The sequence below is a fragment of the Erythrobacter sp. SCSIO 43205 genome (genome assembly GCF_019904235.1).
Lineage (GTDB): Bacteria > Pseudomonadota > Alphaproteobacteria > Sphingomonadales > Sphingomonadaceae > Erythrobacter.
Window position 1 is genome coordinate 646622 of sequence record NZ_CP063202.1, and the last position, 23606, is coordinate 670227.

Consider the following 23606-nt stretch of genomic DNA (forward strand, 5'->3'; position numbering starts at 1 on the left):
TCATGGCCTTGCCCGCACATTTCACGAAGGTTTTGGGCCTTGTCTTGTTAACCATGTTTTTAGCCCTGTTCGCAGGGGCCGAGCCTGCGTTCGCTGCACCTGTGGCAGATGATGCCGCTGGCATTGGCTCTGCGATTGAGCGCGCTTTGGGCGCAGATGGCGCGGGCGAGGACACGCCTTTAAGCTTCTCGATCCAGCTTTTGCTGATCATGACGCTTTTGTCGCTGTTGCCGTCAATCGTGTTGATGATGACCAGTTTCCTGCGCATCCTGATCGTGCTTTCAATCCTGCGTCAGGCATTGGGCCTTCAAGGATCGCCTCCGACACAGGTTCTCGTCGGCCTCTCGCTTTTCCTCTCCCTGTTCGTCATGGCCCCCACGCTCGATATGGTAAACACCGTGGCGATTGAGCCCTATGCAAGCGGCGCATTGGAAGCGGATGCCGCGATTTCAGCGGCAGGCGATGCGTTCCACCAATTCATGCTGCGCCAGACGCGCGAGGCGAACCTGATCATGTTTGCCGATATCGCCGGGGTTGGCGCATTCGAGGATGGGAACGACATCCCCTTTTCCATCCTCATGCCTGCCTTTGTTACAAGCGAGCTTGAGACAGCATTCCAGATCGGCTTCATGATTTTTCTGCCGTTTCTCGTGATCGACCTTGTGGTGGCAAGCGTGCTCATGAGCCTTGGCATGATGATGCTCTCGCCCACGATCATTTCGCTTCCCTTCAAATTGCTTCTGTTCGTCCTTGTCGATGGCTGGTCGCTTCTGATGGGCAGCCTTGCGATGAGTTTTGGGTAGGCGGCGATGCAGGAAGACGCTCAACTCCTGGCCCTTGCGGACCGCACCTTGTGGGTGACCGCCTTGATTGTAGGGCCGGTCCTGCTGTGCGCGCTTGCGACAGGGCTTATCGTCGGGATCATTCAGGCGGCGACATCTGTGAACGAACAAACGCTCACCTTCGTGCCAAAGCTCGCGATTACGGCGGTTGTTTTCGTGATCCTTGGCGGCACGATGATGGCGCTGCTAGGCGACTTTATGCGGGAGATTTTCGCGCAGGTCGCGATGATGTCCGGATAGCGGGAAGGCATAGGCGATGACCTTCCTCGATTTTGGCTTTGACACCATGCTTGAACAGCTTTGGCAGCTTTTGTTTCTCTCCATCCGCTGCGGCGCAGCTTTGGTCGCTGCGCCCATGGTCGGCGGCATGGTTCTGCCTGCCACGGCGCGGGTGATGGCCGCGTTCGTGATGGCGGTGTTTGTCGGCGTGTGGATACCCATCCCCGTTCTTCCCGATATGATGAGCTTTGCCGCGGTCCTCGCCGTGCTTCAGGAAGTCGTGGTCGGTGTTGCGCTGGGCTTTGTCCTGCAAATCGCCTTTGCCGTGCCGTTGATTGCTGCCGAGCAGATTTCGGGCACGATGGGCCTTGCTATCGCGACCTCGATTGACCCGGCAAGCGGCACACAATCGGGCGCTTTGGGAAGCTTTTTCGGGCTCATTTTGACGCTGCTATTCTACACCATCGGCGGGCATCTTTTGTGGTTTGAGCTTTTGATCGAAAGCTACCGATTGCTGCCCGCGGGCTCGGCCTCATTCGGGGGTGAGCAGGCGCGCGATGTGGTTCTTTTTGCCGGCTATTGTATCGCCACAGCGGCTGCGATTGCGCTGCCGGTTGTGCTGGTGCTTTTGTGCGTACAGCTGATCACCGGCACAATCTCGCGTTCAGCCCCGGCGCTCAATCTGTTCGCGCTTGGCCTTCCCGCTGGCACGCTCGCCGGGATAGCCGCGATGATCGTTGCTATGCCGATCCTCGTCGAGCAGCTCTCCATGGTTATCGAAGCTGCGATTGAGCAAACCGCAGCCCTTTTTGCGCCCGGCTTCTACGATCAGCTAGGGTGGGCGCGCTAATGGCTGATGAGACGTCAGGCGAAAAGCGGTTTGATCCAACTCCGAAGCGCAAACGCGATGCGGCGCTAAAAGGCGATGTCCTTCGCTCCAAGGAAGTTGCGACCGCCGTTGCCACTGCGACCGGCATTTTCATGCTTGTCGCTATCGGCCCTTGGCTCTTGGATGGGGTGAAAGGCGTTGCACTTGCCAGTTTCCAGTTCGAGCTTGATCGCACCCATGATTTTGACCCCTCCATCCTTGCATGGCGTGCGGGCGCTGCGGTCTTGCCGCCGATCCTTGTGATCGGTGTCAGTGTGATGATCATCACTGTTGCCACCCAATTGCTGCTTGGCGAAGGGCGCTTTGTCCCGCAAAATCTCAAGCCCAAGGGCACGCGCATCAATCCCTTGAATGGCCTTAAACGGATGTTTGGCCCGCAAGGATTGATCGAGCTGGGCAAGTCGATCCTCAAGCTGATCCTGATGGGAAGTTTCGCCGCTTATTGGGTGGCAACGCATTTGGAGACGCTCCTTGGATTGGGGCGCGGATCGTATGAGGCGCAGGTCGCCTTTGCGCTTGATGCGATTGGCTCGCTGGTGTTGCTGCTTTTGGCGGGCCTGCTGATTATCGCGGCAATCGACTATCCCATCCAGGCGTTTCAGCGAAACAAGCGCCTCAAGATGAGCTTTCAGGAATTGAAGGACGAGAACAAACAATCCGAAGGCTCGCCCGAAGTGAAAGCCCAGCGCCGTCAGCGCCAGCGTGATCTGGCGCGAGGAAGCGTGGGCAAGGCGATGAAAGATGCGCAATTTGTGGTGGTGAACCCGATGCACTTTGCGGTCGCGTTGACCTATGACCCTGATCTCGCACCTGCACCTGTTGTGCTGGCGAAGGGAAGGGGCGAAACCGCACTTGCGATGCGCGAAATGGCGGCAGAGATGGGCTTGCCCGTGTTGCGTTACCCTGAACTTGCAAGGGCGATTTACTTCACCACCAGAGCCAATCAGATGGTGCGCGAGGAACTGTACATCGCGATTGCAGCGCTGGTCGCCTTTGTGCTCAGCCTCAAGCGCGGCGACCGGGTGCCAATGCCTCAGGTTGACGTGCCCAAAGACCTTCGCTTCGATGCGGATGGAAACCGCAAATCTACGCCTTAAGCATTTGCGAGCACGCCCGTCCTTGGAGGCATGGAAAATCAAGGCTCCTCCATCATTCAGGCACTGGGCGCAGGCTCAGGCATCAATTTCACTCAGCTCGCAAGCGATTTGTCGCAGGCGACCTTTGACCCTCAGCGGGCCAATATCAATTCGCGCAACGAAACGCTGACCGCGCGGATTTCAGCAGCTTCTGTGCTTCGTTCCACCTTGAATGATCTGGCAAGCGCGCTTGGCGACCGGGTGCGCAATGGCGATCTTTCGCCGTCGCCAAGCCTGACGAACCCATCGATTGCCGATATAACCACAACCAGCGGGGTTGCCCCGCAAGGCACATACAGCCTTGAAGTCTCACAGCTTGCAAGCGGCCAGACCCTTGCCTCTCAAAGCTTTGCCAGCGGCAGCGATCTTGTGGGTGCAGGCACGCTCAATATCCGCTTCGGCACGGTGAGCGGCTCGAGCTTTGCCGAAGATACAGAGCAAACCGCTTTAGCGATTGATGTGACCGATACCGACACGCTCGCCTCGCTTGCATCCAAGATTACAGGGCAAAGCGATGGCAAATTGTTTGCCTATGTTGCTGAGGGGTCAAATGGCGCGCAGCTCGTCATCAAAGGCGATGACGGGGCAACCAATGGCTTTGTGCTTGAACCCACAGGCGGTTCGGGTGCGGGCGGGCCGGGTGATCTTGGCTATCTCACCTGGGATCCGGCCAGCGATGCGGGCGAACTGCGCCAGTCAGCGCAAGATGCGATTTTTGAGCTTGATACGGTTGAGATCACCAGCTCCTCGAACACGGTAACAGGTCTTCCTGAGGGGCTTACGCTTGAGCTTCGCGAAACCAATGTGGGCGAGCCTGCAACCTTAACTTTTGAAACGAATACCGGCGCGATCAGCGCGGTGATGGGCGATCTTGTGGCAGCGCTCAATGATGTGGTGGGCCTTCTTGCCGAAGCGTCCTCCGGGGTTGGCGCGGCGCTCACCAACGATCAGGGCGCGCGTGAACTTCGCCGTGATTTGTCTGGTCTTGCCAGTCGCACCGTCATGCCTTCGGCGAGCGGCGATGAACCCGCAACGCTTGGGGATCTGGGCCTCAAGATCACGCGTGAGGGCAGGTTTGAATTTGACAGCGCGCGCCTTGACGCAACGCTTACCCGTTCGCCCGAAGGCGCAGCAGCCATGTTTACCGCCGGGGCCTTTGGCGTATTTGCGACGATTGATAAGCTGGCCCGCGACAATACGCTCAGCACCGACTCCGGCTCGCTTGGCGGTTCGGTCGCCCGCTATCAGGCGCAGATCGAGCGCAATGACGAACGCCTTGCCGATATTGCCGAAGATCAAGAGCGGCTTCGCAATCGTTTGACGCGCAGCTTCGTCTCAGCTCAATCGAGGGTCGCCAGCTCGCAATCGACTTTGAGCTTCCTGCAACAGCAGATCGATGCCTTTAGCCAGTCGAACTAATGAGGACGGTTGAGACATGAAGCCATTGGGACAGGATGCCGCAAGCGCCTATCGCCGGGTTGAACTCGACGCGCGGATTGAGGCAACGGCGAATGAAGATCTGACCCGGATTTGCCTTGAAGAGGCGATTGGGTCGCTGGGCGTTGCGGTCAAATCAATCGAGGCACGTCCCGGCACCATTCCGCATGATGCGGTGGGGCGGGCGCATTCGATTGTTCTGTGGCTTGCGCGCGGGGTTTCCCCTGACAATCCTCTAAGCGGCGCCTTGACGCAGTTTTATGGCGGGATCGCTGCGACCCTATCGCGCAATCTGGTCAAGGCCTCGCTGCTTGAATTGGTGCGCGCGCGCAATGATTTGAACGATGTGTTAAAGGCTGCGCGCGAGGCCGCTTAAGGCTTTATCCTTCCATCGCCTCTGCGATAATCCGCGCCGCATCGTGCGGGTCTTCAAATGGATGGAAATGCGTGCGATCAAGGCGGTGCATATCAATCCCGTGTGGCATATGGGCTGCAAGGGCCGGCCAGGTGGGAGAGCCTTTGAAATCGCCTTTCTCGCCTTTCATCGCGCGCACGATAGTAGCAGGGACCGACACACGGGCCGCGTCCGCAATCGACGGCGCGCCGGCAAGGCTCGACATATACATACTCGCCTCCATTTCAGGCGAGCAAGCAAGCTCGTAACCGCCTTGCGCACAAGGCGTGAGGCCATATCGGCAGTAATTTTCGAACACGTCGCGGCGAAACAGGCTGTAAGGCTCACGGGTGGCGAAGCGCTCGATCATTTCCTGTGGCGAGGCAAAATCGCGCTTGCGCCGCGCAGTGGGGTGCATTTCGCCTTCGGGCACCATTGGCACGCCGGCTTCATAGAATTCAGGGGCTAGAATAACCGGATCGAACAGCACCAGTTGCGAGAAAGCATCGGGTCGCGCCGCGCTCACTCGCAGCATCGCATGGCCGCCCATCGAATGGCCCACGCCTGTTGCACTCTTGATCCCAAGCGCATCTACCAGGTCGCAAAGCTCATCGACCACGCATTGCCAGTCGTCAATCGGCTCACCCGTTGACTGGCCGTGGCCATGCAGATCAACCGCGATTACGCGGTGCTCTGGAAAACTCTCGGCAATCGGATCGTAGCAACGCCCATGAAAGCCTGTTGCATGGGCGATCAGCACAGTGTTTGACGAGGAAGGCGCTACCCATTCGTGATAAGCAAGGGTGATGTCGCCCGCCTTAATGTGGCGGGTCTTGGGCTGCGTGCGGGTCATACAGTCAGGCGCTTTGCCCTGCCGCACCCTCCTCTGGCAAGCCCTGAGCGTCTTTCTCTGGCAAAGCAGAGCGCAAGAGCAGGAACCCTGCAACAGCGGCCACGACAGATCCCGACAACACGCCCAGCTTCACCGCGTCAATCAGCGCAGGCCCCGTCTCAGGATCGGTGAAGGCGAGGTTGCCGATGAAAAGGCTCATGGTGAAACCGATTGCTGCGAGCAAGGAAAGCCCGTGGACCTTGCGCCAACTCACGCCTTCGGGAAGCTTGGCGATGCCTGCCTTTACCGCGAGCCAGGCAAAGCCGACAATGCCCAGCTGCTTGCCGATGAGCAGGCCCAGCGCGATGCCAAGTGGTAGCGGCTGTATCAGATCGGCAGGGGACAGGCCGACAAGGCTGACACCTGCATTGGCGAAACCGAAAATCGGGATGATGACGAAGGCGACCCATTTGTGCAGGCCATGCTCCATGTGTTCGAGCATATGCGACCCGTCGCGCGCAACCATAGGCACCATCATCGCCGCCGTCACGCCTGCAAGCGTCGCATGGACGCCCGATTTGAGTACGAACACCCACATGATGACGGTCAAAATGACGTAAGGGATGCCTGATGCAATCCGCAGTCGTCCAAGCGCAAACAACAGCCCTAACATCGCAGCGCCCCAAGCGAGCATATCGAGCTTGATCTCGCCGGTGTAGAAGAGCGCAATCACCGTAATCGCGCCAATGTCGTCAATAACCGCAATGGCGAGCAAAAGCGCTTTCATTGCAACGGGTACTCTGGGCCCCAAAAGCGACAGGATACCCAGCGCAAAAGCGATGTCGGTCGCCGCGGGAATGGCCCAGCCATTGATGCTTTCAGGCGAGTTCCAGTTGAGGCCAACGAACACAAGCGCAGGCAGCGCCATGCCACCAATGGCTGCTGCCAGAGGGAGCGAGGCCTTGTCCCAGCTTGACAGCTGGCCACCCAAAATCTCGCGCTTCACTTCCAAACCGATGAGGAAGAAGAAAATCGCCATTAGCCCATCGTTGATCCACAAAAGCAGCGATTTGTTGATCGCAAACTCGCCGAAAGACACATTGAGCTTAGTGGACAGCGTCCCGAAATACGCGTCGCCAAGCGGGCTGTTCGCGATCAGCAAAGCGAGAGCAGCAGCGGCGATGAGGACAATTCCCCCTGCGCTTTCCTGTTTGAGGAAGTCTTTAAGAGCTGCGCTCACCCGGTCGATCATCGTGCCATTTCCCCAAACGCTGCTGGAAGGTGTGTGGAAGGTTCAATCCTTGAAATTCATCTGAGTTCCGGGGTGCTGTTTGCAATAGGCCGCCCGGCCTAGGCTCCATGCATTCGTAATGAAGCGAGAAGGCGGGAACGCTCGAGGGGCTTCTTGCATTGACAAGTGAGCGCGCTTTGTCGATTCCGCGCCTTCACCTTTTCTGGACACAGCTTTTTTGCCCGACACTCAACCTTCCTCTTCGCCGGACCCGGCCACCTTCCGCTCGCTTATGGGGCATTTCCCCACGGGCGTTTGCGTTGTGGCATTGGATGCGCCTGATGGCAGTGTTGCTGCGATGACAATCAATTCGTTTGTGTCAGTGTCGCTGGAGCCGCTCCTTGTGTGCTGGAGCCTGCACAATTCATCGGGCCGCTTCGACCTATTTTCAAAGGCGCAGAGGTTTTCGATCAGCGTTCTGGCCCAAGGTCAGCATGAAAAGGCGATAACCTATGCTTCACGGGCTGATTACGCCGTGCGCGATGGCGACTTTGCGCGCAGCGCATCCGGGCTACCGGTCATTCAGGGCGCGATTGCCCATTTCGAATGCAGCGCCCATGCGCAGCATCCGGCTGGCGATCATACGATGCTTGTAGGAGAGGTTACAGGGCTGAGCGAATTGCCTGCCGAAGACGATCAAGCGCTCGCCTTTTACAAAGGTATATTTTCAAGCGCGCCCAAAGCGTAAGCTCTTTAGTACAAGATCATCTGAGTGCAGCGGAAGATCGCGCATTTGCGCCCTGTTTCCTTGTGTGTGACGGTCGAGCTCCAAACTTGCGTTGTGCGTCCCAAATGCTCTGCGTCAGCCCGTCCGATTAATGTCCCTTCACTAGCGGTGCCAAGGAAGTTCGATTTTAGTTCGATCGTGGTGTAGCCCTTCGCGCCTTCACGAAGAACATTGCCCGCTGCAAAGCCACAAACGCTATCCGCCAAAGCGATCATTGAGGCGGCGTGCAGGGCCTTCGCGCCAGAGCGCAAATGCTGAGGGCCAATAACCATCTGCGCTTCAAGCCAGCCTTCGCCTTCGCCGATAAGGGTGATCCCCATATGTGGGACCAAGCCGCCAGCTGGAGGATGAAAACGCGGGTCGCCCATTTCATTCACCAATTGGCTTTGTCCCATCGCCAAGGACGATAAACGCGGCCCAATAGAACGGGTGAGAGGTGTTGGCATCGGCCATGAGTTCGCGCTGTGATGCGCCAAGGGACACTGAAAGCCCCTTATCCTGATCGGTAATCAGCCCCTGGATAAGACGCTGAGTTGCATCGAAGTCATCTGGCACCGGCCAGTGGCTCGCGACCACGGCGCGGGCCCCTGCGCCGACAAAGGCGCGCACCAGACCATCGAGCGCGTAATTGCCCCCGCCAATAACGCCCGCCTCACGCGATGCTGCGGCGGTAGCAACACCTGCCGTGTCGCAAGCAGAAAGGATGACAACATCAGCATCCAGCCGGAGGTCGAAAATCTCCTTGAAGCTTAAGAGCCCGTCTGATCCTTCGCCACCAAAGCTTGTGACAAGGGCGGGGCGCGCAGGACAATTGGGTTTGGGGGCTGTGACAAGGCCGTGGGTTGCAAAGTGCACCACGCGGTATTCAGAGAGCTCATCATTGGCCAGCAGCGCTGTATCGGTAAACGCATCGCCCACTGCAACATCGCTGTTCGCCTCACCATAGCGGCCCGCTGCAAAGAACAGCTCGCCCGGGTCAATCGGGTCGCGCCAGGTGTCGAGGCCCCACGCACATGGGTCGTCGGACGGCGTGCGGCCGGTAGGAAGCGCATTGGAGCCGATGCCCAGATACGCTTTTTCCGCTTTCGACGGGGCGATCCGGCGAATGTTAAGAAAGCCGCGCGGGCTCACCGCGATTGAGACATCGCGCGATTTGCCCAGCCAATCGACCTCGCGATAATCGTAAAGCTCATCGTCATCGAAAGTATTGGCGGTGCGATCAAGGTAAGCATCCACCCCTTCCTGACTGGCGACCAGCACTTGAGGCGGCAATTGCAGCATCGGTCCGTCGGGTTCGAAAATGATGTGCTTGGCGCTTTTCATCTCGTCCTCGATGGGGCTGAACAAGCGCAGGTACAGATCGCGCGCGCGCTCCACATCAAAGGGGTAAGTGACTGTCTCGCCCCCTTCGTAAACAACGATGGAATCGCGGATGAAGGCGACCGCATCATCCAGCTCTCGCAAGCCCCCTTCCATGCGGAAGCTCTTGGCATCCTTTGCCGTAATCCAGAGCGAATAGACCTCATCGCCAAGGATCACCATTTTGTAATAGGCCTCGTCCGCTTTAAGTTCCGATTGCAGCTCTGCAAGCTCAAGCCTGGTCGGGGAAAGCGCCTTGAAGCGCGGAAAATCGGCCAGCTTTGAAAGGAGCCCGGTCTGCTCTGCGCGCAGATATTCCAAGGTTTCGCGCGCTGCGGCCAAGCCTTCGATCTGAAGCTGGGTCGGTTTTTTGAGTGCGGCCAGTCGATCAGCGCGCGCCTGTGTCCGGGCGATTTCGCGGCTGCGATTAAGTGAAAGGCGGAAGAGTGCAGATGCCTCGTCATCACCTTCCGACATTTGCCGCGCAAGGATCGCCTGCGTTTGCGCAACGCCGGGGCGTTGCAACAATTGCGAGGCGGCGAAAAATTCCGCTGTCGCATCGGCTGTCCCCTGATCGGCAAGCAGCGAGAAATACGGCTCCAGCAAATTGCGCAAGGATGCGCCGCTGTCGGTTGTGTCCGAGGCGCGTTTGACCACTGTCGCATAAAGCGCGCGCGCCTCTTGCTCGCGGTCAATGCGAAGCAGGAACCCGGCTTTGCGCGCAATCGCCGCAAGCAGAACAGGCGATTGCGGATAGTCGCGGCCAATCGCATTGGCGGCAACATCATAAGCGCGCAAGGCCACTTCATTGCGCCCTTGACCTTCAGCGACCAAAGCACGTTCAATCGCTATTTCAGAGCGCAGCCAGCGGGCAGAAGCGACGCGGCCTTCGCGTACAGCAGCAATGCGGGCGTCGGCCTTTACAAGCAGTCGGCTTGCCTCATCGAGATTGCCTTGCTGGCGCGCGATGGAACCTGAAATGGCATCAGCCTGAGCATCCAGAAGTTCGGCGCGCTCAGCCTGGCTAAGGCCCAGTTCAACACCGCCAAGGCGCTGCAATGCGATGTTCTCGCGGTTGATTTGCGCGGACAGGGGATTGTCGATGAAGCCTTCGCGGATCGAAAGTTCTGCTGCGTCCTGCGACACTTCGCGCATCGGCTGGGCCAGCGCTTCCAATGCGGCTTCGGGAAAGCGGCGGTTGAGAAAATTGATCGCACGATAATTGCGGATGAGGCGCTGGGGCACACCGTCGCTGCGTGTGAGGCTTTCATCAGCGCGCGCAAACAAGGCTTCGGCTGCCTGAAAATTGCCAAGGTTGCTTTGTTGCAGCCCTTGATTGGCGAGCACTTCGGCATAGACGGAGCTGCGCGCCTGTGTGCGACCCAGAAGGTTTTCAAAAAACTGCCCGCTTTCGGCAAATCGCCCGGAATTGTTGCGCACATAGGCTTCGTTAAGAGCGTCAAATTCGTTCAACGCGCCTGCCTGAACCCTCGCAAAGGCCGCGGCATCGCTGACCTCGGTTTGAGCGACTTCGATTTTGCCGGGCAAGGGCCTGTCATTGATAACAGAAGCCAAAGCAAGGCGCAGCACAGGATCATATCCGGCAAGCCCTTCGACCAGATAAGTGCGCCCGTCGCGTTCAAGCGTGTAACTGCGATAAGCAACGCCGAATTTCGCCTCGTTGCAGGTGTGTTTTGTCACCTCACCGACTTGCTCGATGATTGCTTCTTCTGGGGCTGCGCACTGCGCCCCTTCGCCTGCGCTTTCGGGAGTCGCTTTGACACCTTTCGCATCACGCAGGACAAGCAATTTGCCCACATCGCCCGCTGCATCACGGCAGGTGAGGCGATAAGCCCTGTCAAACATCCCCACAAGACGCTTTTCGGTCGGAGAATTCTGCGCGCTGCAACGCACGCCTTCATCGCCCACCCTGAAACTGGTGAGGATTGAAAGAGGCTGATCTTGTGACGCAGCAGGTGTAACCATAGCAGCGCCAGAGAGGGCCAGAACAGCGCCAGAAGCGGCCAGAACGAGGTTTCTAAGCGTCATTATTGGCCTCCATCTGTGTCGATGCCCTGAAGCGTCACTTCAGGATCCAGCAGCGCCGGATTGCCAGAGCCGCTGATCGGATCATTGATCGCACCGCGCTGTTCAAGCGTGCCGGTATTGATGATCGAAGGGGGAGGATTGATAGGCCCTGTGGTTGGTCCTTCAACCTCATCTTCTTCCTCAGTGGTTTCTTCTTCCGCCTCTTCTTCGGCGTCTTCAATTTCGTCAGGCTCTTCGCTTTCTTCAGAAGCGCTCTCATCAGAGCTATCTTCAGGCACTGCCTCCTCGTCTTCGATGGCAAACTCATCCGCATCACTGCCATCATCGACCTCATCAACTGACACGTTGCTGTCCTCTGCTGAGCCGGTAGTGCTGACGCCTGCGCTGGGCCCGTCGCCTGAGCTTTCGCCGTCATTGCCGCCTTCCGATGCGCCCTCAGACGTCGATGACGACGGGGTCGAGGAGGTCGAGCCTGTCCCTGATGTGGTTGCAGCCGTTGCCCCGCTCACCGATGCTGACACCGATGAGGTGAGCTCGCCTGTACTTTCGCCCAATTCTCCCAAGACACAGCTTGAAAAACTGCACGCATTCAATTGGCTGCCCGCAGCAACTGTTGCATTCCCGCTTAGCGCTTCAAAAAAGGCCGTTGCCGCATCATCGCCTGTGGTGGCGGTTTCGCTTTCGTCAAGGATTTGGCCGTTGAGTACCACGAGAGCGCCTGCCCCCTGATTACCATCGCCAATAACGAGGTCCTCAGCGCTTCCGACGACGAATCCAGCCGGGACCTCTTCGCTTCCGGTGTTCTGGATGATGGCCTGATCCGCGACATTGAGAATGAGAGTGCCTGCACTGATCACGCCTTGCTCAACCGGGACGGCAGCTGGCGCGTTGACAAGGGCCTGTAGCTCGCCGGGCGTTGGCTCATCCAAAAGGGCGCTCAACACGCTTTCATCACCGGCGGCAAAGCTGCCTGCACTGATCGTGAGAGCCGTGCCAATCGTACCAAGGTTGATCCGTCCGCCCGCGTCAATATCGACAGTGATCTGATCCGCCTGAAGAGTGATGTCGCTTTGCCCGACAAGCGCGCCGACCACATCAAGCCCTTGCGCTGCGGCAAAAGTGAAGTTGCCCACATTCGTCGCATCACTCAGATCAAGATCGCCGATAGTCGCAAAACCAGGACCGCCGCTGCCGATGGAGCCGATGAAAAGGTCACCAGCCGAAATTTGGCCAAGATCCTCTGCGCCAAGGACAAGCCCCTGGAACGCCGGATCAGCGCCATCGCCAAGGAACAGATTGAAGGCATTGGTTGAGCTGATAGTGACCGAACCACTTGCACCAGCGTCAAGTGCGGCTTGCGCGGCGAAGGTGAAATCAGGCGCGCTAAGAGTGATCTGCTGTGCGGACCACATTCCATTGATCGCCACGCCTGTGCCGGCATTGGCCGCGATCGAACTTGCACTGACATCACCCAAGGCCACTGTGCCGCTCGCCTGCGCTTCGAGTGTGCCGGTTGCATCAATCGGGCCAGAGGCGCTCACATTGCCCATCAAGGAGCGCAAATCCATCGAACTTGCCGCAGCCATCGTGATGGCAATGTCTGAGCCTGCCTGCGCGTCAAGCGTGCCGCTTGCATCAATCCCGCCAGTGTCAGTGATCGCGCCGCCAGCGTTCAACGTGGCGTTCTGTGCGTTCACTCCGTCAGTGGTGATTGATCCACCTGCATCGGCAGTGAAATCGCCGGAAAGGGTCAGCGGACCTGTGACGGTCACATCGCCGTTAAGCGAGAGCAGGGACAGCGATGCAGCGTTCACATCACCGGGTGCGGAAAGGCTGTCGATTGCCTCCACTGAGATAAGGCCGCCGGGCGCATTGATTGCGGCAGGGTCAAGCACTCCGCCTGCGCCAAGCGTGAGGAACACCGAGCTTCCCGTCAGATCGCGCGTGATGATGCTGCCGGCGGAATTGAGAACGAGATCAACCGCCGAGACAAGATTGGCTTCAGCGATAATATCGCCGCTTGTGGCGGTAAGCTCTAACGAGGTCGCAGCCTCTATTGTGCCCGGGACATAAGCGGGGTCAGAAATATCATTCGCTGTGGGGACGAAATTGCCTGCGACAATCTCAAACACATTGCCAACCCCCGTGGCTGCATCGCCCGCGAAGAGCTCAACATCGCCGGGCGTGTTGACCGCAATGCTGCCAAAATCGAGGGTTGCCCCGTCGCGCAGGGATACAAAGAACGGTGACGGTGTAACGGGCACCTGATTGCCCTGACCATCATCGAAAGTGTAATCGGGCACATTATCGCCGATGATGTTGGCGGTGAACGAGCCAAGGATCACATCGGATTGCTCAATTTCCAGCGCGCTGAAGGCGGTGTATTCGCTTGCCCCGGCGGTGGCTCCTGCTCCGCCTTGTCCGGTCGCATTGAGCACGAAGCTGCCGATGTTGGAGCTGCCGCGTCCGGGGTTTTCAAACGCTTCGGTCGCAAGCAGATTGCCACCGCCGGCAACGCCGTCACCGCCATTGCCTTGGGTTGCCCCTGCGCCGCCAATGCCGCCTGTCCCGTTCATGGTGAAGGTTACATTGCCAACATTGACAGGTGCACCCCGGCTCAGGATGGAAGCGCGGCCACCCACCGCCTCGCCGCCGTCGCCGCCAACACCATTGGACGCTGTCCCGCCGGCACCACCGACATGGTTTCGCACCACGTCAACACTTGAGAAGGTCGCAGAGCCACCAGTTGTTCCCGGAACCGAGCCGCCGCTGGCCGTGCCGATCTGGTAGAAGCCGAAAAGCGCCCTTCCGCCGTCGCCGCCATTCACACCATTGCCGCCAACGCCGCCGGTCACGCTTGAATTGATCGTGGTAGCCCCGCTGACGTTCAGAACCCCGTTGATCGCCTGGCCAAGGATCGTTCCCCCGGGACCAAAACCGTCGCCGCCGGTTCCACCATCCGCGCCGCTCAGACCAGCGCCGCCCGCGCCGCCAGTGATGGTCGAATTAAGAACGATGCCGCCAAGGGTCAGCGTTGATGTAGGGATAGTGTCAAGATTGCTTGCGATTATCGAAACCGAACCACCTGTGGCGTTGCCGCCAGTGCCGGGCATAATGTTTGCCAGCGCATTGCCGCCGGTCAAAACTTCATCGGATGCGACTATCCCGTCGATGACGATGGTGCCTCTTGCAACGACCTGTTGCAGACCGCCCGTCACATCGCCGCCGGTTTGGCCATCGCCGCCCGTTCCCACCGCATTGATATTCATGCCTCCATCAACCAGGAGAGAGCTGCCTTCAAAAGAGAGCACCTGCACAGCGCCAATAATCGCGCTCCCGCCTGGCCCTTGAGGGGCGTTGCCGCCGGTAGCGTTAAAATCAAAATTGGTATCGCCGCTGACCTGAATGGTTCCAGTGGTGAAGTTGTAAATCTCTCCATTGCGCGCCTCGGCATTGCCGCCGCCGCCGCCCGCTGCCGCTGCATTGCCGCCAGACGCATTGGTCGAAAACAGCACGTCGGCATTGATGCTTGCCACATTGCTTGCACCATCAAATGCGTAGTTGAGCCTTGCGTGATCGGCGATAGCATTGCCGCCCGAATGTGCGCCCATGCCAAGCGCATCGCCGCCCGTCGCGACGCCTTCAAATCTCAATTCAAGAGCGCCCAGCGTTGAACCGCCAGAGATATTGATGTCCCTGCGGTTGGTCGTTCCATCTCCGCCAGCGCCGTCAAGAGCATCCCCGCCTGCTGCCGATGAGATGAGCGACACATTGCCGCCCACGGAAACAGACGCGTTTTCGATATTCATACCGAGCGCTTCGTTGAGTGCGTTTCCGCCAGCCTGACCAGCGCCAGAACTCAGTCCGCCAAAGGCCAGCGTCTCAACGACAAAATCGCCAAGGATCTTAACGGTGGAATCGGACAGGAAGGGATTGGCAAATGGGGAATTGGCAAATCCGCCTGCCGCGCCGTCACCACCGCTCGCAATGGCTGTCGCGATCAGATTGCCATCAATATCAACGGTTGAACCACTAAAGCTGACGGCAAGACTGCCAAATTGAGCACTGCCCCCAATTCCCGAACTGCCCGCACCCCCGCTCGTGGTGCTGATCAGGGTTGCATCACCTGCAATTGCGAAACTGGACGACTGAAACGCATCAATTGTCGTGTTCCCACCTTCGGCATTGCCGCCATTGACGCCAGAGCCGCCTTCGCTTGTTGCGGTTACATTGGCATTGCCGCCGATGGTGAGCGCGCCGCCGCTGGTCGCAATGGAGGCCCCGCTGCCTCCGGCAAATCCGCCATCGCCATCGCTTGAATTGCCTGCGCGCGCGATTGAAGCAAGAGCCACATCGCCGCCCAGATCAACCGTGCTGGCATTGCCAGAGAAAATTCCAACGAAGCCGCCCAGTGCCTCGCCACCGACCCCGATGTTTGCATCTCCGCCTTGTGCAAGGCTTGAGAAATCGACTGCCCCGCCAAGCTGCACATTGCCGTTAAAGGTGTTGAGATTGACTGAGGCACCGCTCGCTTGCCCGCCGGCAAATCCGGCGCCGCCAGTGACTTGCGTTGCAAATGTTGCATCGCCAAGAATGGAAACATCGGCATTGTCAGCGGTGATAGTGTTTCCGCTGCCCGACGCATTTCCGCCTGTGCCATTGGTGGAATTGCCGGCGGTGATCACGGAATTGACACTCAGGTTCTGGCCAAGAGTGATGGTGGAGCCATCGAAGGCAAAAATTTCGCTGAAGCTTCCATCGGCATTTGCGCCAAGGCCATTGACCGAATTGCCGCCAAGGATGGTAAGGCTCACCGAAACATTTCCGGCAAGATTAATCGAGCCAGAGTTTTGCGCCTGAAACTGGATCGCACCGCTTGAGGCCTGACCCCCTTGGCCAATGGTGGCATCCCCGCCCAACACGTCAATGGTGGTGGTGGTGGCGCCAAGAATATCAACCGCAGAATTGTTCGCGGTTATCCTTTGTACCACCCCGGTCGCAGAACCGCCGCTCGCACCGTCTCCTGATTGCGAAAGGCCGGTAAAGGACAACGCGCCGCCAAGCAAAAGCGTGCCGCCAAACGTCTCGACCTCGAAACCTCCACTAAAAGCGTTGCCACCAAAATCGCTCACCGCATCGCCAGCAACGCTGTCGATAAATGCGGTCACGTCGCCAGTAATAGACGATGTATCAGCGCTGAAATTGGAAATGCGTACGACCGAAGTTGAGCCTTCGCCGCCTACACCGTTTAATTGCCCCGCATTGCCCCCAAAGGCCGCGCTCGACAATTCGACCGGGGCATCGATAGTATTGGCGCCGCCGTTAAAGCTTATGCTCGCACTGCCTGCAGATGTGTTGCCACCTGCGCCAAAACTGTCCGGGTTGGACACCGAGATGATTGATCCGCCAAACGCTGTTGTTTCAAGAATGACATCATTCGCGCTCAGCACGCTCGCCGGGGCGCCGGGTATCTGCGGGTCTTGGAAAAGGTCGATAAAGGCACCGCCTGTGTTTGCGCCGCCGCCCTGATTGACGAATGCATCGCCGCCGGTCGCCTGACTTAACAGGTCGACCTCGCCTGCGACAGTAAACTGGCTCGAATTGATAGCCAGGCTGGCCGAGGCGCTTGATGCAAAGCCGCCCTGTTCGTTGTAGGCAAAGCCGGGGTCGAACGCCTGGTCGCCGAGGGAATCGCCGCCTACACTTTCAAGGAAGACAACCAGATCGCCTGCAACATTGACAACAGAGCGATCCGAGATGATCGATACAGAGCTTGTCGTGCCAAACCCGCCAACCTCTTGCGAGGTGCCACCAATGCCCTGAAGGGCAATGTCGAGGCCGGACAAAATGTCCACTTGGCTATCGCGCATCTGCACATCGACGTTTGATGCGCTGCCCGCCCCTCCAAACGCGGCACCCACGCTAGATCCATTGCCGCCAAACGCCTTAAGTTCAATCTGCTCAAGCGCAATCGTTGCGGTGGTGTTGTCGAATTCGAGGAAGAAAGAGCCTGCATCGGCATTGCCGCCGCTGGTGCGCTCTGCGTCAGGCAGGGCCGAACCGCCGCTTGCCTCGCTCAAGACCGAAATTCGCCCAAGATCCTGAACGCCATCGAGAATGCGGATTTGCGATGAAGCGGTGATGGCATCGCCGCCGCGCCCATCATCTTCACTTGTGTCACCGCCAATTGCGCGGGTTACCAGTTTAAGCGGGTTCAAAGAGTCATCAGGCAGAGTGATAACCCCGCCATTCTCGACAAGGATATTGATGTCGCCTGCATTGGCATTGCCGCCATTGCCATCAATACCCGTTCCGCCAATCGCTTCGCTCGACGCGAAGCTCAGGTCATTTGTTCCGGGCACGCCTGTGCTGTTTGCGGATTGAACAGTGACAGCTGAGCCCAGGCCATCAACCGTAAGCCCCGCACTGCCTGTAAACGCCTGACCCGCCTGAAGCCCCAGCCCATCTCCATCGCCCCCCATCGCAAATGAGGCGATGTTAAGCTCGTTGGTGGTGAATTGCCCGCCTGCAACAGCAAAAAGCGCGGCAGGGCCCGCTTGCGCGTCTGCTGCAAGACCAGCGATCCCGGTGCTTTTGATCCGTGTCACCGCGCCGACGGTGATGGAGCCGTTGTTGTCTGCGATCACTTGTGCAACCGAGGATTCGGCAATGAGCCCCGTCCCAAGGCCGTCCAGACCTGCGCTCGATTCTGCGATGAGGTCACCGCCAACATTCAAAACGGAGCCCGTGCCATTGACCAGCACCTCGCCAAGGGACGCGGCGACGACGGAGTTGCCGTCGCCATCCGCTGAGGCGATCGAGCCCACTCGCAAATTTCCGGCAATGTTTGCAGACGTACCATTGAACATCTGCAGCTGAGCGATGCCAACATCTATTCCTGGCCGGGTGTAATCAGCCAGCAGGCTTAAATCGCCGCCAACGATCAGATTGCCAACGCTGCCTGCCCCCATATCGGTATCAACAGTGGCGAATAGCTGACTTCCGGAGAACGCAGCATCGCCCTGAAATTCCAGGGTGTCGCGCACGAACAGGTTCGCATCACCGGACGCTTTGCCAGCGACATTGGAGGTAAAGGTTATACCGGGGCCAAAGCCTGTGTCTCCTGCATCAAGCTGTAAGAAACCGTCGCTGGCCTGGACCGCGTCTATCTCACCTGCGGTGACGTTAAAACCGGCGGAGAGCACGACCGTATCGCCGTCCATGAAGGCGCTGTTGGCAACATCAAAGCCAAGCGAGCTTCCCCCAGTGATCGCAATGGTCGCCGCGCTGTTTTTTGAGATAGCGACCATATACACCCGGCCAGCGCCATCTGCGGTCGCGTTTCCGCCGATCAGACCTGAGTTCTCAATGGGTTGGCCAAATTCGCTGCCAATGCTCACCTGAATATCAAACAGACCATCCGGGCTGAAAGTGATAGTGCCCGCCTCGGCCCCGACCAGCGCTGCTTGCCCGCCTGTCGAGATCAGCCCGTGATTGATAATCTGCGGTGCAAACACGGCAACATAGCTTCCCGGCGCGTCAGCAAAGATGCCTGCGGTGGGATCGATCGTGATCGAGGCATTGGGATCGGATTGCTGGAAGGTGACCTGATTGTTGACGATAAAATCGCCATTCCCATCGACCAGAGGATCAGCCGTAGTGAGCCCCAGATTGCCAACGTCAAACACAGCACTATTGCCAACCAGAATACCGCCGGGGCTGTAAAAGAAAACGGTGCCGCCCACTTGCCCCTGAATTTCGGAGACGACAGTTCCGTCAAACACGATCCGGCGCGACAAATCGGTTGGCAAAATCCGGTTGAGGACCGCAAAATCGGTAACGATGCCATCGTCTTGAAAGGTGGCGATTGTGCCAAAGGGCTGGAACAGCAAGTCTCCGCCCGTGCCCGTATCATCAGGCGTCCAGTCGATCACCACGCTTGGAGTTTCGACGATGATATCGGTGAAATCAGGGTCGCGGAAAATCTGCGCGCTGCCTTCAACCACGACACCGTCTGCCTGAAACGAGCCGTTGTTCTGCGCGCTCGCAGGAGCCGTTCCCAAAGCAAGGCCTGTCGTCAGCGCAAGAAAGGAGATTTGAGTAAGAGCGGCTTTGCGTGTGGTCATCATCTTAGCTCTTCCTCAAGATCAAAAGCTGGCAGTCAGGGTAAAAAGCACCCGCGTGCTTCCCCGCTTGGTCTGTAACCCGGCGCGTTTGAGCGGCTGGGCCACCATGGCATCGATTGAAAACCTGTTATCAATCGACACGCGCGCACCTGCTCCTACCGAATAGAGATCATCGTCGAGGTCGGGTGCTTCATTATAGATTTTGGCAAGGTCAAAGAATGCGTAAGGCTGCATAGCGATGGTATCGGACACCGGCATTGTGGCAGTACGCGCCTCAGTCGTCATGGCAAAGCCGCTATCCCCGATGATCGTGCCCGGATCATATCCGCGCCCGACCGAGAAATTGCCTGCTGCAAATTCCTCAAAGCCAAACAGCCCTCCGCCAAGCGACCATTGCGCGCGCGGTTTGAATGCAAGGGCGAGCGTTCGTGTGAGGGCAAGCTCGACATTGGCGCTTGCGCGGATCACGCTTGATGTGGGTTCACCGTCCAGCCGCCCCGGATTAATCTGGCCTGCCGGACACGCAGCGCCGATGCACACCGAATTGGCGCCGAAAATGTCGAGCCCCTGGCGATATTCTATCGTACCCGATGCCTGATAACGCGGTGCGCGCCGTTCAAGGTCGATCGTGTCATAGGCAAGCTTAACCCACCCCACTCTGATCCGGTCACGCGAAAGGGGCGCGATGAAATCGACATCCTGATCAATGTAATCAAACCCGCCCGCTAGCGAGAGGTTTTCCCCTTGCGTCCGCTTGATCGGATAGCTTGCCGAAAGGCTTGCAAAAAAGGTCGTCGCCTCAAGGTCTTGCACTGGCACGCCAAGATTTGCAGCAAGCCCTACATCGGGTTTGGTGATTGCGTAAGTCGCGCCTGCACTCACTGCGAGCCCGCTTCCACCGGGCCTAAATTCGTGAGACGCCTGAAACACCTGCTGCTCGTCAAAATCGCTGCTGGTGAAATAGGAGAGCGTTGTCACATCGCCCATTCCGGTAAGGCCAAAGAATTGCGCGCGCAGCTGTCCGCCCACTGGTCCGGTTGCATCCGCGCCGTAATTCTGGACCGCGAAGTCAAAGGCGTATTTCTCGCGCTCGACGGTCACTTCGCCGATGAGATCGCCCGGAGCACCGCCTGCCGGACGCAGAGTCAGATTGACGGTATATCCCGGCAAATCGCGCGCCAGCAAAAGCGCGCGTTCCGCCTGATTGCGATCAAAGATTTCATCCTCGGCTAGCCGCCCCAGATATTGTTGAAGCTTGACCTCAGCGCCGCGTGTTTCACCGCGTGCGCGCACCGCGCTGATACGGCCATAGAGCACCTCAAAGGTGACAACGCCGTCCTCGATGCGCTGTGTGGGAACCTGTGTTGCGGCAAGATAGCCTTTATTGCGAAGGATCGTCGCGGCCGCATCGCGAATTTCGCAAAGGACTGCGACAGGATGCTCCTTGCCTTGGAAAGGCATCCATGCCGGTTCAAGCTCGGCAAGGCTTGCCCCTTTAAGTCCGTTGAACTCAACCTGGCGGATGGTCACTGTCACATCGCGATATTGCGGATCAGCGAGCGAGCAGGGCGAACGTTCAACCCCGCCTTCAATCGTCAGACGCGGGGCGGGAAGCTCATCGGTGCGCGAAATGCCTTCCAACTCTTCCCGCGTCGGAACAACACCGGGAGCGACCTGCGCGGTTGCTTGAGCAGCGACGACAAAGCTAAGTCCGCCCATGACAAAGGGCAGGCCACCCGCAGCGCGGACCTTTAGTGATGACATTATTCCCCCTCGGCGACCTGAAACGGCAAACCACCCCGGTACGGCGAAGTTTACAACCACACGGTCTGCAAACTTGGTAAGCGCATTGTAAACGCGCTGCAAGGCTTCATTAACCATGAAAACACATTGGAATCCGCGCCTTGCGCAAGGGCCCTGTTTGCCCACAGCTTTACAAGAATGGGTTTTCGCACTCACCTGATCATGCTCTCATCACTCGTCGCCCCAGCCCATCAAGCGGCAATCAGGCGCGGAAGACGCGTCGATTGACTTCGCTCTTCACAAGCGCGCTAACGGCAAGATGTGAGCACAAGGAGGAGGGCGATAGGCGGACCAATACCTATGGGCTCATGTGAGCGTGGTGGGCGGGCGAGCCAAAGGTGGCGGCGGATTGGTGCAAGGCCTGCAGAAAAAATTCACATTCACAATTGAAATGAAAATTGGGAAAGATATAAATTTCGAAGAATTAGTGTTAGAAAAACGGGGTTGTTGCAGTGCCGATGAATTGGGTGCGCCTTAAAAAGGCGAGGGGTTTTGCGTTAAAATTTGTGATTTCTCTTGGATTCCTGGTTTCGTTTCAAACTCCAGTATTCGCTCAACCCGCTCCATTCATTTCAACAGAACTCTTCGCTGCTGAAGGCGCTATGTCCAGCCCGCGAATATCCCCTGATGGCGAAAGGCTGGTTTTCAGCCAACTGGCCGAGGGCAAAACTTATCTGACTGTCAGGAATTTGGCGGACGATACGGCCTTCAGCAAAGCTTTGCCCAAAGATAGCGAGCTCAACTGGCTTCGCTGGGCTGGCAGTGGCAAAGTGCTGCTCAGCGTCTCTTCGCTCAAACAGTATCGGGGCCAGCGCCGCGGGCTTGGCGACGAATTTCAGCAAACCGAACTCTATTTGCTGGATACAGCCACTCAATCGGTGCGCTACATCGGTCCCGAAAGGGTCGGTCCTGATGGTGACAACGTTCTCCATCTTGACGATGATGGAAAATTTCTCGTGATGACGGCGCGCGAGAGTATCTACAAATATCCCTCTGTTTTTCGCATCGACCTTGAAACCGGCGAATCTGAAAAGCTTATTGATGAACACAAGCGGGTGTGGCGCTGGGTCACTGACACCGAAGGCGTGGTGCGCATGGGCTACAGCTTCCGGCGCTCGAGCACTCTGGTTTACTATCGCAGCTCTGAAGATGAAGACTTCAAGCGGATTGAAAAGATTAAAGACAAAGATGTGATCGATGACGAGGTGGCAGAGCCGCTTTTCGATGGCTTCATCATCGTCGCAGGATCAGATGACGGTTACGTGCTCACCAATGCCGATAATAACCACTTTTCCCTGCACCATTTTAATTTGCTTACCAGCGAAATCGGTGAAGAGGTTTTTTCCGTCCCAGGCCACGACCTCTCGCGCTTCAGAGTTGATGCCGAGGGGGCGCTCTCAGCTGCAATCTACACCGATTCGCGCGACCGCATTAAGTGGTTTGATCCTGTCATGGAAAAACATCAGGCAGCGCTCGAACGCGCGATGAAGGGGCAAGAGGTCTGGATCACCTCACATTCTGATGACTATTCGAGGATGGTTGTGTTTACAACCTCACCGCAAGACCCCGGCAGCTTCTATCTGTTTGAACCTAATGCGCGGCGGCTCGATCGTTTCGGCGGGGTCAACGACCAAATCGACCCCAACCTCATGGCCACAACCACCTATGAGACATACACAGCGCGCGATGGGACCAAAATCCCTGCCTATCTGACTCTGCCGTCCGGCGTGGAACCGGCGAATTTGCCGCTCATCATCAACCCGCACGGTGGCCCTTATGGCGTTCGAAACACCATGGATTTCGATGCCAGAGTGCAATTTCTCGCCAATCGCGGATATGCCGTGTTGCAGCCCAATTATCGCGGCTCTGGCGGGTACGGCAAAGACTTCGTGACCTTGGGCGAGGGCGAGATTGGCCGCGCGATGCAAGATGATCTTGACGATGGCATGGATTGGTTGGTTTCGCGCGGTATCATCGATCCTGCACGCGTTTGCATCATGGGTTCGTCATACGGCGGGTATGCTGCGCTTTGGGGCGTCACTCGCAACCCGGAACGCTATCGGTGCGCCGCCTCTTTTGCTGGTGTCACAGATTTTGATCGCCAGCTGCGCTTTGACAGAGATTATTTCAAACACCGCTATGCGAGTGATTTTCGCGAACGTGTGCGCGGCGAGGATGATTTCAATATGGACGATGTGTCACCCAAGACGATGGTCCACCAGCTCCAACGCCCCGTACTCCTAGCGCATGGCAAGCTCGACAGCCGCGTTCCGTACACGCAGTTTACGGTCTACAAGGACAGTCTTGAGGATGTGGGGGCAGACGCGGTCTTTGTGACATACGAAGAGGAAGGCCACGGCTTTACTGATAAGGACAACCGCAAAGACTGGCTTGATCAGCTTGAGGCGTTTTTGAAAAAGCATAATCCGAGTGACCGGATGTTGGCAGCAGGAGATACTGCCAGCCATCAAAAGTGAGAGCTGATCGCTCGTCTCAGTTTCA

The 23606-nt window shown here is 57.8% G+C and carries 15 protein-coding genes; 9 read left to right on the forward strand and 6 right to left on the reverse strand.

The window, feature by feature from the left end; all coding sequences use genetic code 11:
• The first annotated feature begins 2 nt into the window (after positions 1-2).
• The 6 genes from fliP to INR77_RS03230 are packed head-to-tail and all read left to right on the forward strand — an operon-like array spanning position 3 to position 4899.
• Positions 3-803 (forward strand): flagellar type III secretion system pore protein FliP, encoded by an 801-nt coding sequence (gene fliP, locus INR77_RS03205; RefSeq protein WP_255573896.1) that lies wholly within the window; start codon positions 3-5, stop codon positions 801-803.
• A gap of 6 nt (positions 804-809) precedes the next feature.
• On the forward strand, positions 810-1082 hold the full coding sequence (locus INR77_RS03210) for a flagellar biosynthetic protein FliQ (RefSeq protein WP_223072502.1): 273 nt from the start codon (positions 810-812) through the stop codon (positions 1080-1082).
• 16 nt (positions 1083-1098) lie between these two features.
• Entirely contained in the window at positions 1099-1911 is an 813-nt protein-coding gene (locus INR77_RS03215) for a flagellar biosynthetic protein FliR (RefSeq protein WP_223072503.1), read from the forward strand.
• The gene (locus INR77_RS03220; protein WP_223072504.1) at positions 1911-3047 is read left to right on the forward strand and encodes a flagellar biosynthesis protein FlhB; all 1137 of its coding nucleotides are present in this window, start codon (positions 1911-1913) and stop codon (positions 3045-3047) included. Before INR77_RS03215 ends, INR77_RS03220 begins: the two co-directional genes overlap by 1 nt.
• A gap of 30 nt (positions 3048-3077) precedes the next feature.
• Complete coding sequence (gene fliD, locus INR77_RS03225) at positions 3078-4505, forward strand: flagellar filament capping protein FliD (protein WP_223072505.1); 1428 nt, start codon at positions 3078-3080, stop codon at positions 4503-4505.
• Between the two features lie 16 nt (positions 4506-4521).
• On the forward strand, positions 4522-4899 hold the full coding sequence (locus INR77_RS03230) for a hypothetical protein (protein ID WP_223072506.1): 378 nt from the start codon (positions 4522-4524) through the stop codon (positions 4897-4899).
• A 4-nt stretch (positions 4900-4903) separates the two neighbouring features.
• Here INR77_RS03230 and INR77_RS03235 read toward each other — a convergent pair whose 3' ends face one another.
• Both INR77_RS03235 and nhaA read right to left on the reverse strand, forming a co-directional pair.
• A complete protein-coding gene (locus INR77_RS03235; protein ID WP_223072507.1) occupies positions 4904-5770 on the reverse strand; it encodes an alpha/beta fold hydrolase in 867 nt (288 codons plus the stop codon).
• A 4-nt stretch (positions 5771-5774) separates the two neighbouring features.
• Positions 5775-7001 (reverse strand): Na+/H+ antiporter NhaA, encoded by a 1227-nt coding sequence (gene nhaA, locus INR77_RS03240; protein WP_223072508.1) that lies wholly within the window; start codon positions 6999-7001, stop codon positions 5775-5777.
• A 217-nt stretch (positions 7002-7218) separates the two neighbouring features.
• On the opposite strand from nhaA, the gene INR77_RS03245 reads away from it, so the two are divergent.
• The gene (locus tag INR77_RS03245; protein ID WP_223072509.1) at positions 7219-7728 is read left to right on the forward strand and encodes a flavin reductase family protein; all 510 of its coding nucleotides are present in this window, start codon (positions 7219-7221) and stop codon (positions 7726-7728) included.
• Between the two features lie 5 nt (positions 7729-7733).
• On the opposite strand, the gene INR77_RS03250 is transcribed toward INR77_RS03245, so the two are convergent.
• From INR77_RS03250 to INR77_RS03265, 4 genes are read right to left on the reverse strand one after another with little or no spacing between them, the layout of a single operon-like run.
• Positions 7734-8135: a PaaI family thioesterase gene (locus tag INR77_RS03250; RefSeq protein WP_255574045.1), complete on the reverse strand. Its 402-nt coding sequence runs from the start codon at positions 8133-8135 to the stop codon at positions 7734-7736.
• 1 nt (position 8136) lies between these two features.
• The gene (locus INR77_RS03255) at positions 8137-11175 is read right to left on the reverse strand and encodes a CHAT domain-containing protein (RefSeq protein WP_223072511.1); all 3039 of its coding nucleotides are present in this window, start codon (positions 11173-11175) and stop codon (positions 8137-8139) included.
• Complete coding sequence (locus INR77_RS03260; RefSeq protein WP_223072512.1) at positions 11175-19304, reverse strand: hypothetical protein; 8130 nt, start codon at positions 19302-19304, stop codon at positions 11175-11177. Before INR77_RS03260 ends, INR77_RS03255 begins: the two co-directional genes overlap by 1 nt.
• An 18-nt stretch (positions 19305-19322) precedes the next feature.
• On the reverse strand, positions 19323-21065 hold the full coding sequence (locus INR77_RS03265) for a ShlB/FhaC/HecB family hemolysin secretion/activation protein (RefSeq protein WP_223072513.1): 1743 nt from the start codon (positions 21063-21065) through the stop codon (positions 19323-19325).
• Between the two features lie 349 nt (positions 21066-21414).
• On the opposite strand from INR77_RS03265, the gene INR77_RS03270 reads away from it, so the two are divergent.
• Complete coding sequence (locus INR77_RS03270; RefSeq protein WP_223072514.1) at positions 21415-21582, forward strand: hypothetical protein; 168 nt, start codon at positions 21415-21417, stop codon at positions 21580-21582.
• A gap of 124 nt (positions 21583-21706) precedes the next feature.
• The gene (locus tag INR77_RS03275; protein ID WP_223072515.1) at positions 21707-23581 is read left to right on the forward strand and encodes a prolyl oligopeptidase family serine peptidase; all 1875 of its coding nucleotides are present in this window, start codon (positions 21707-21709) and stop codon (positions 23579-23581) included.
• Positions 23582-23606: the final 25 nt, after the last annotated feature.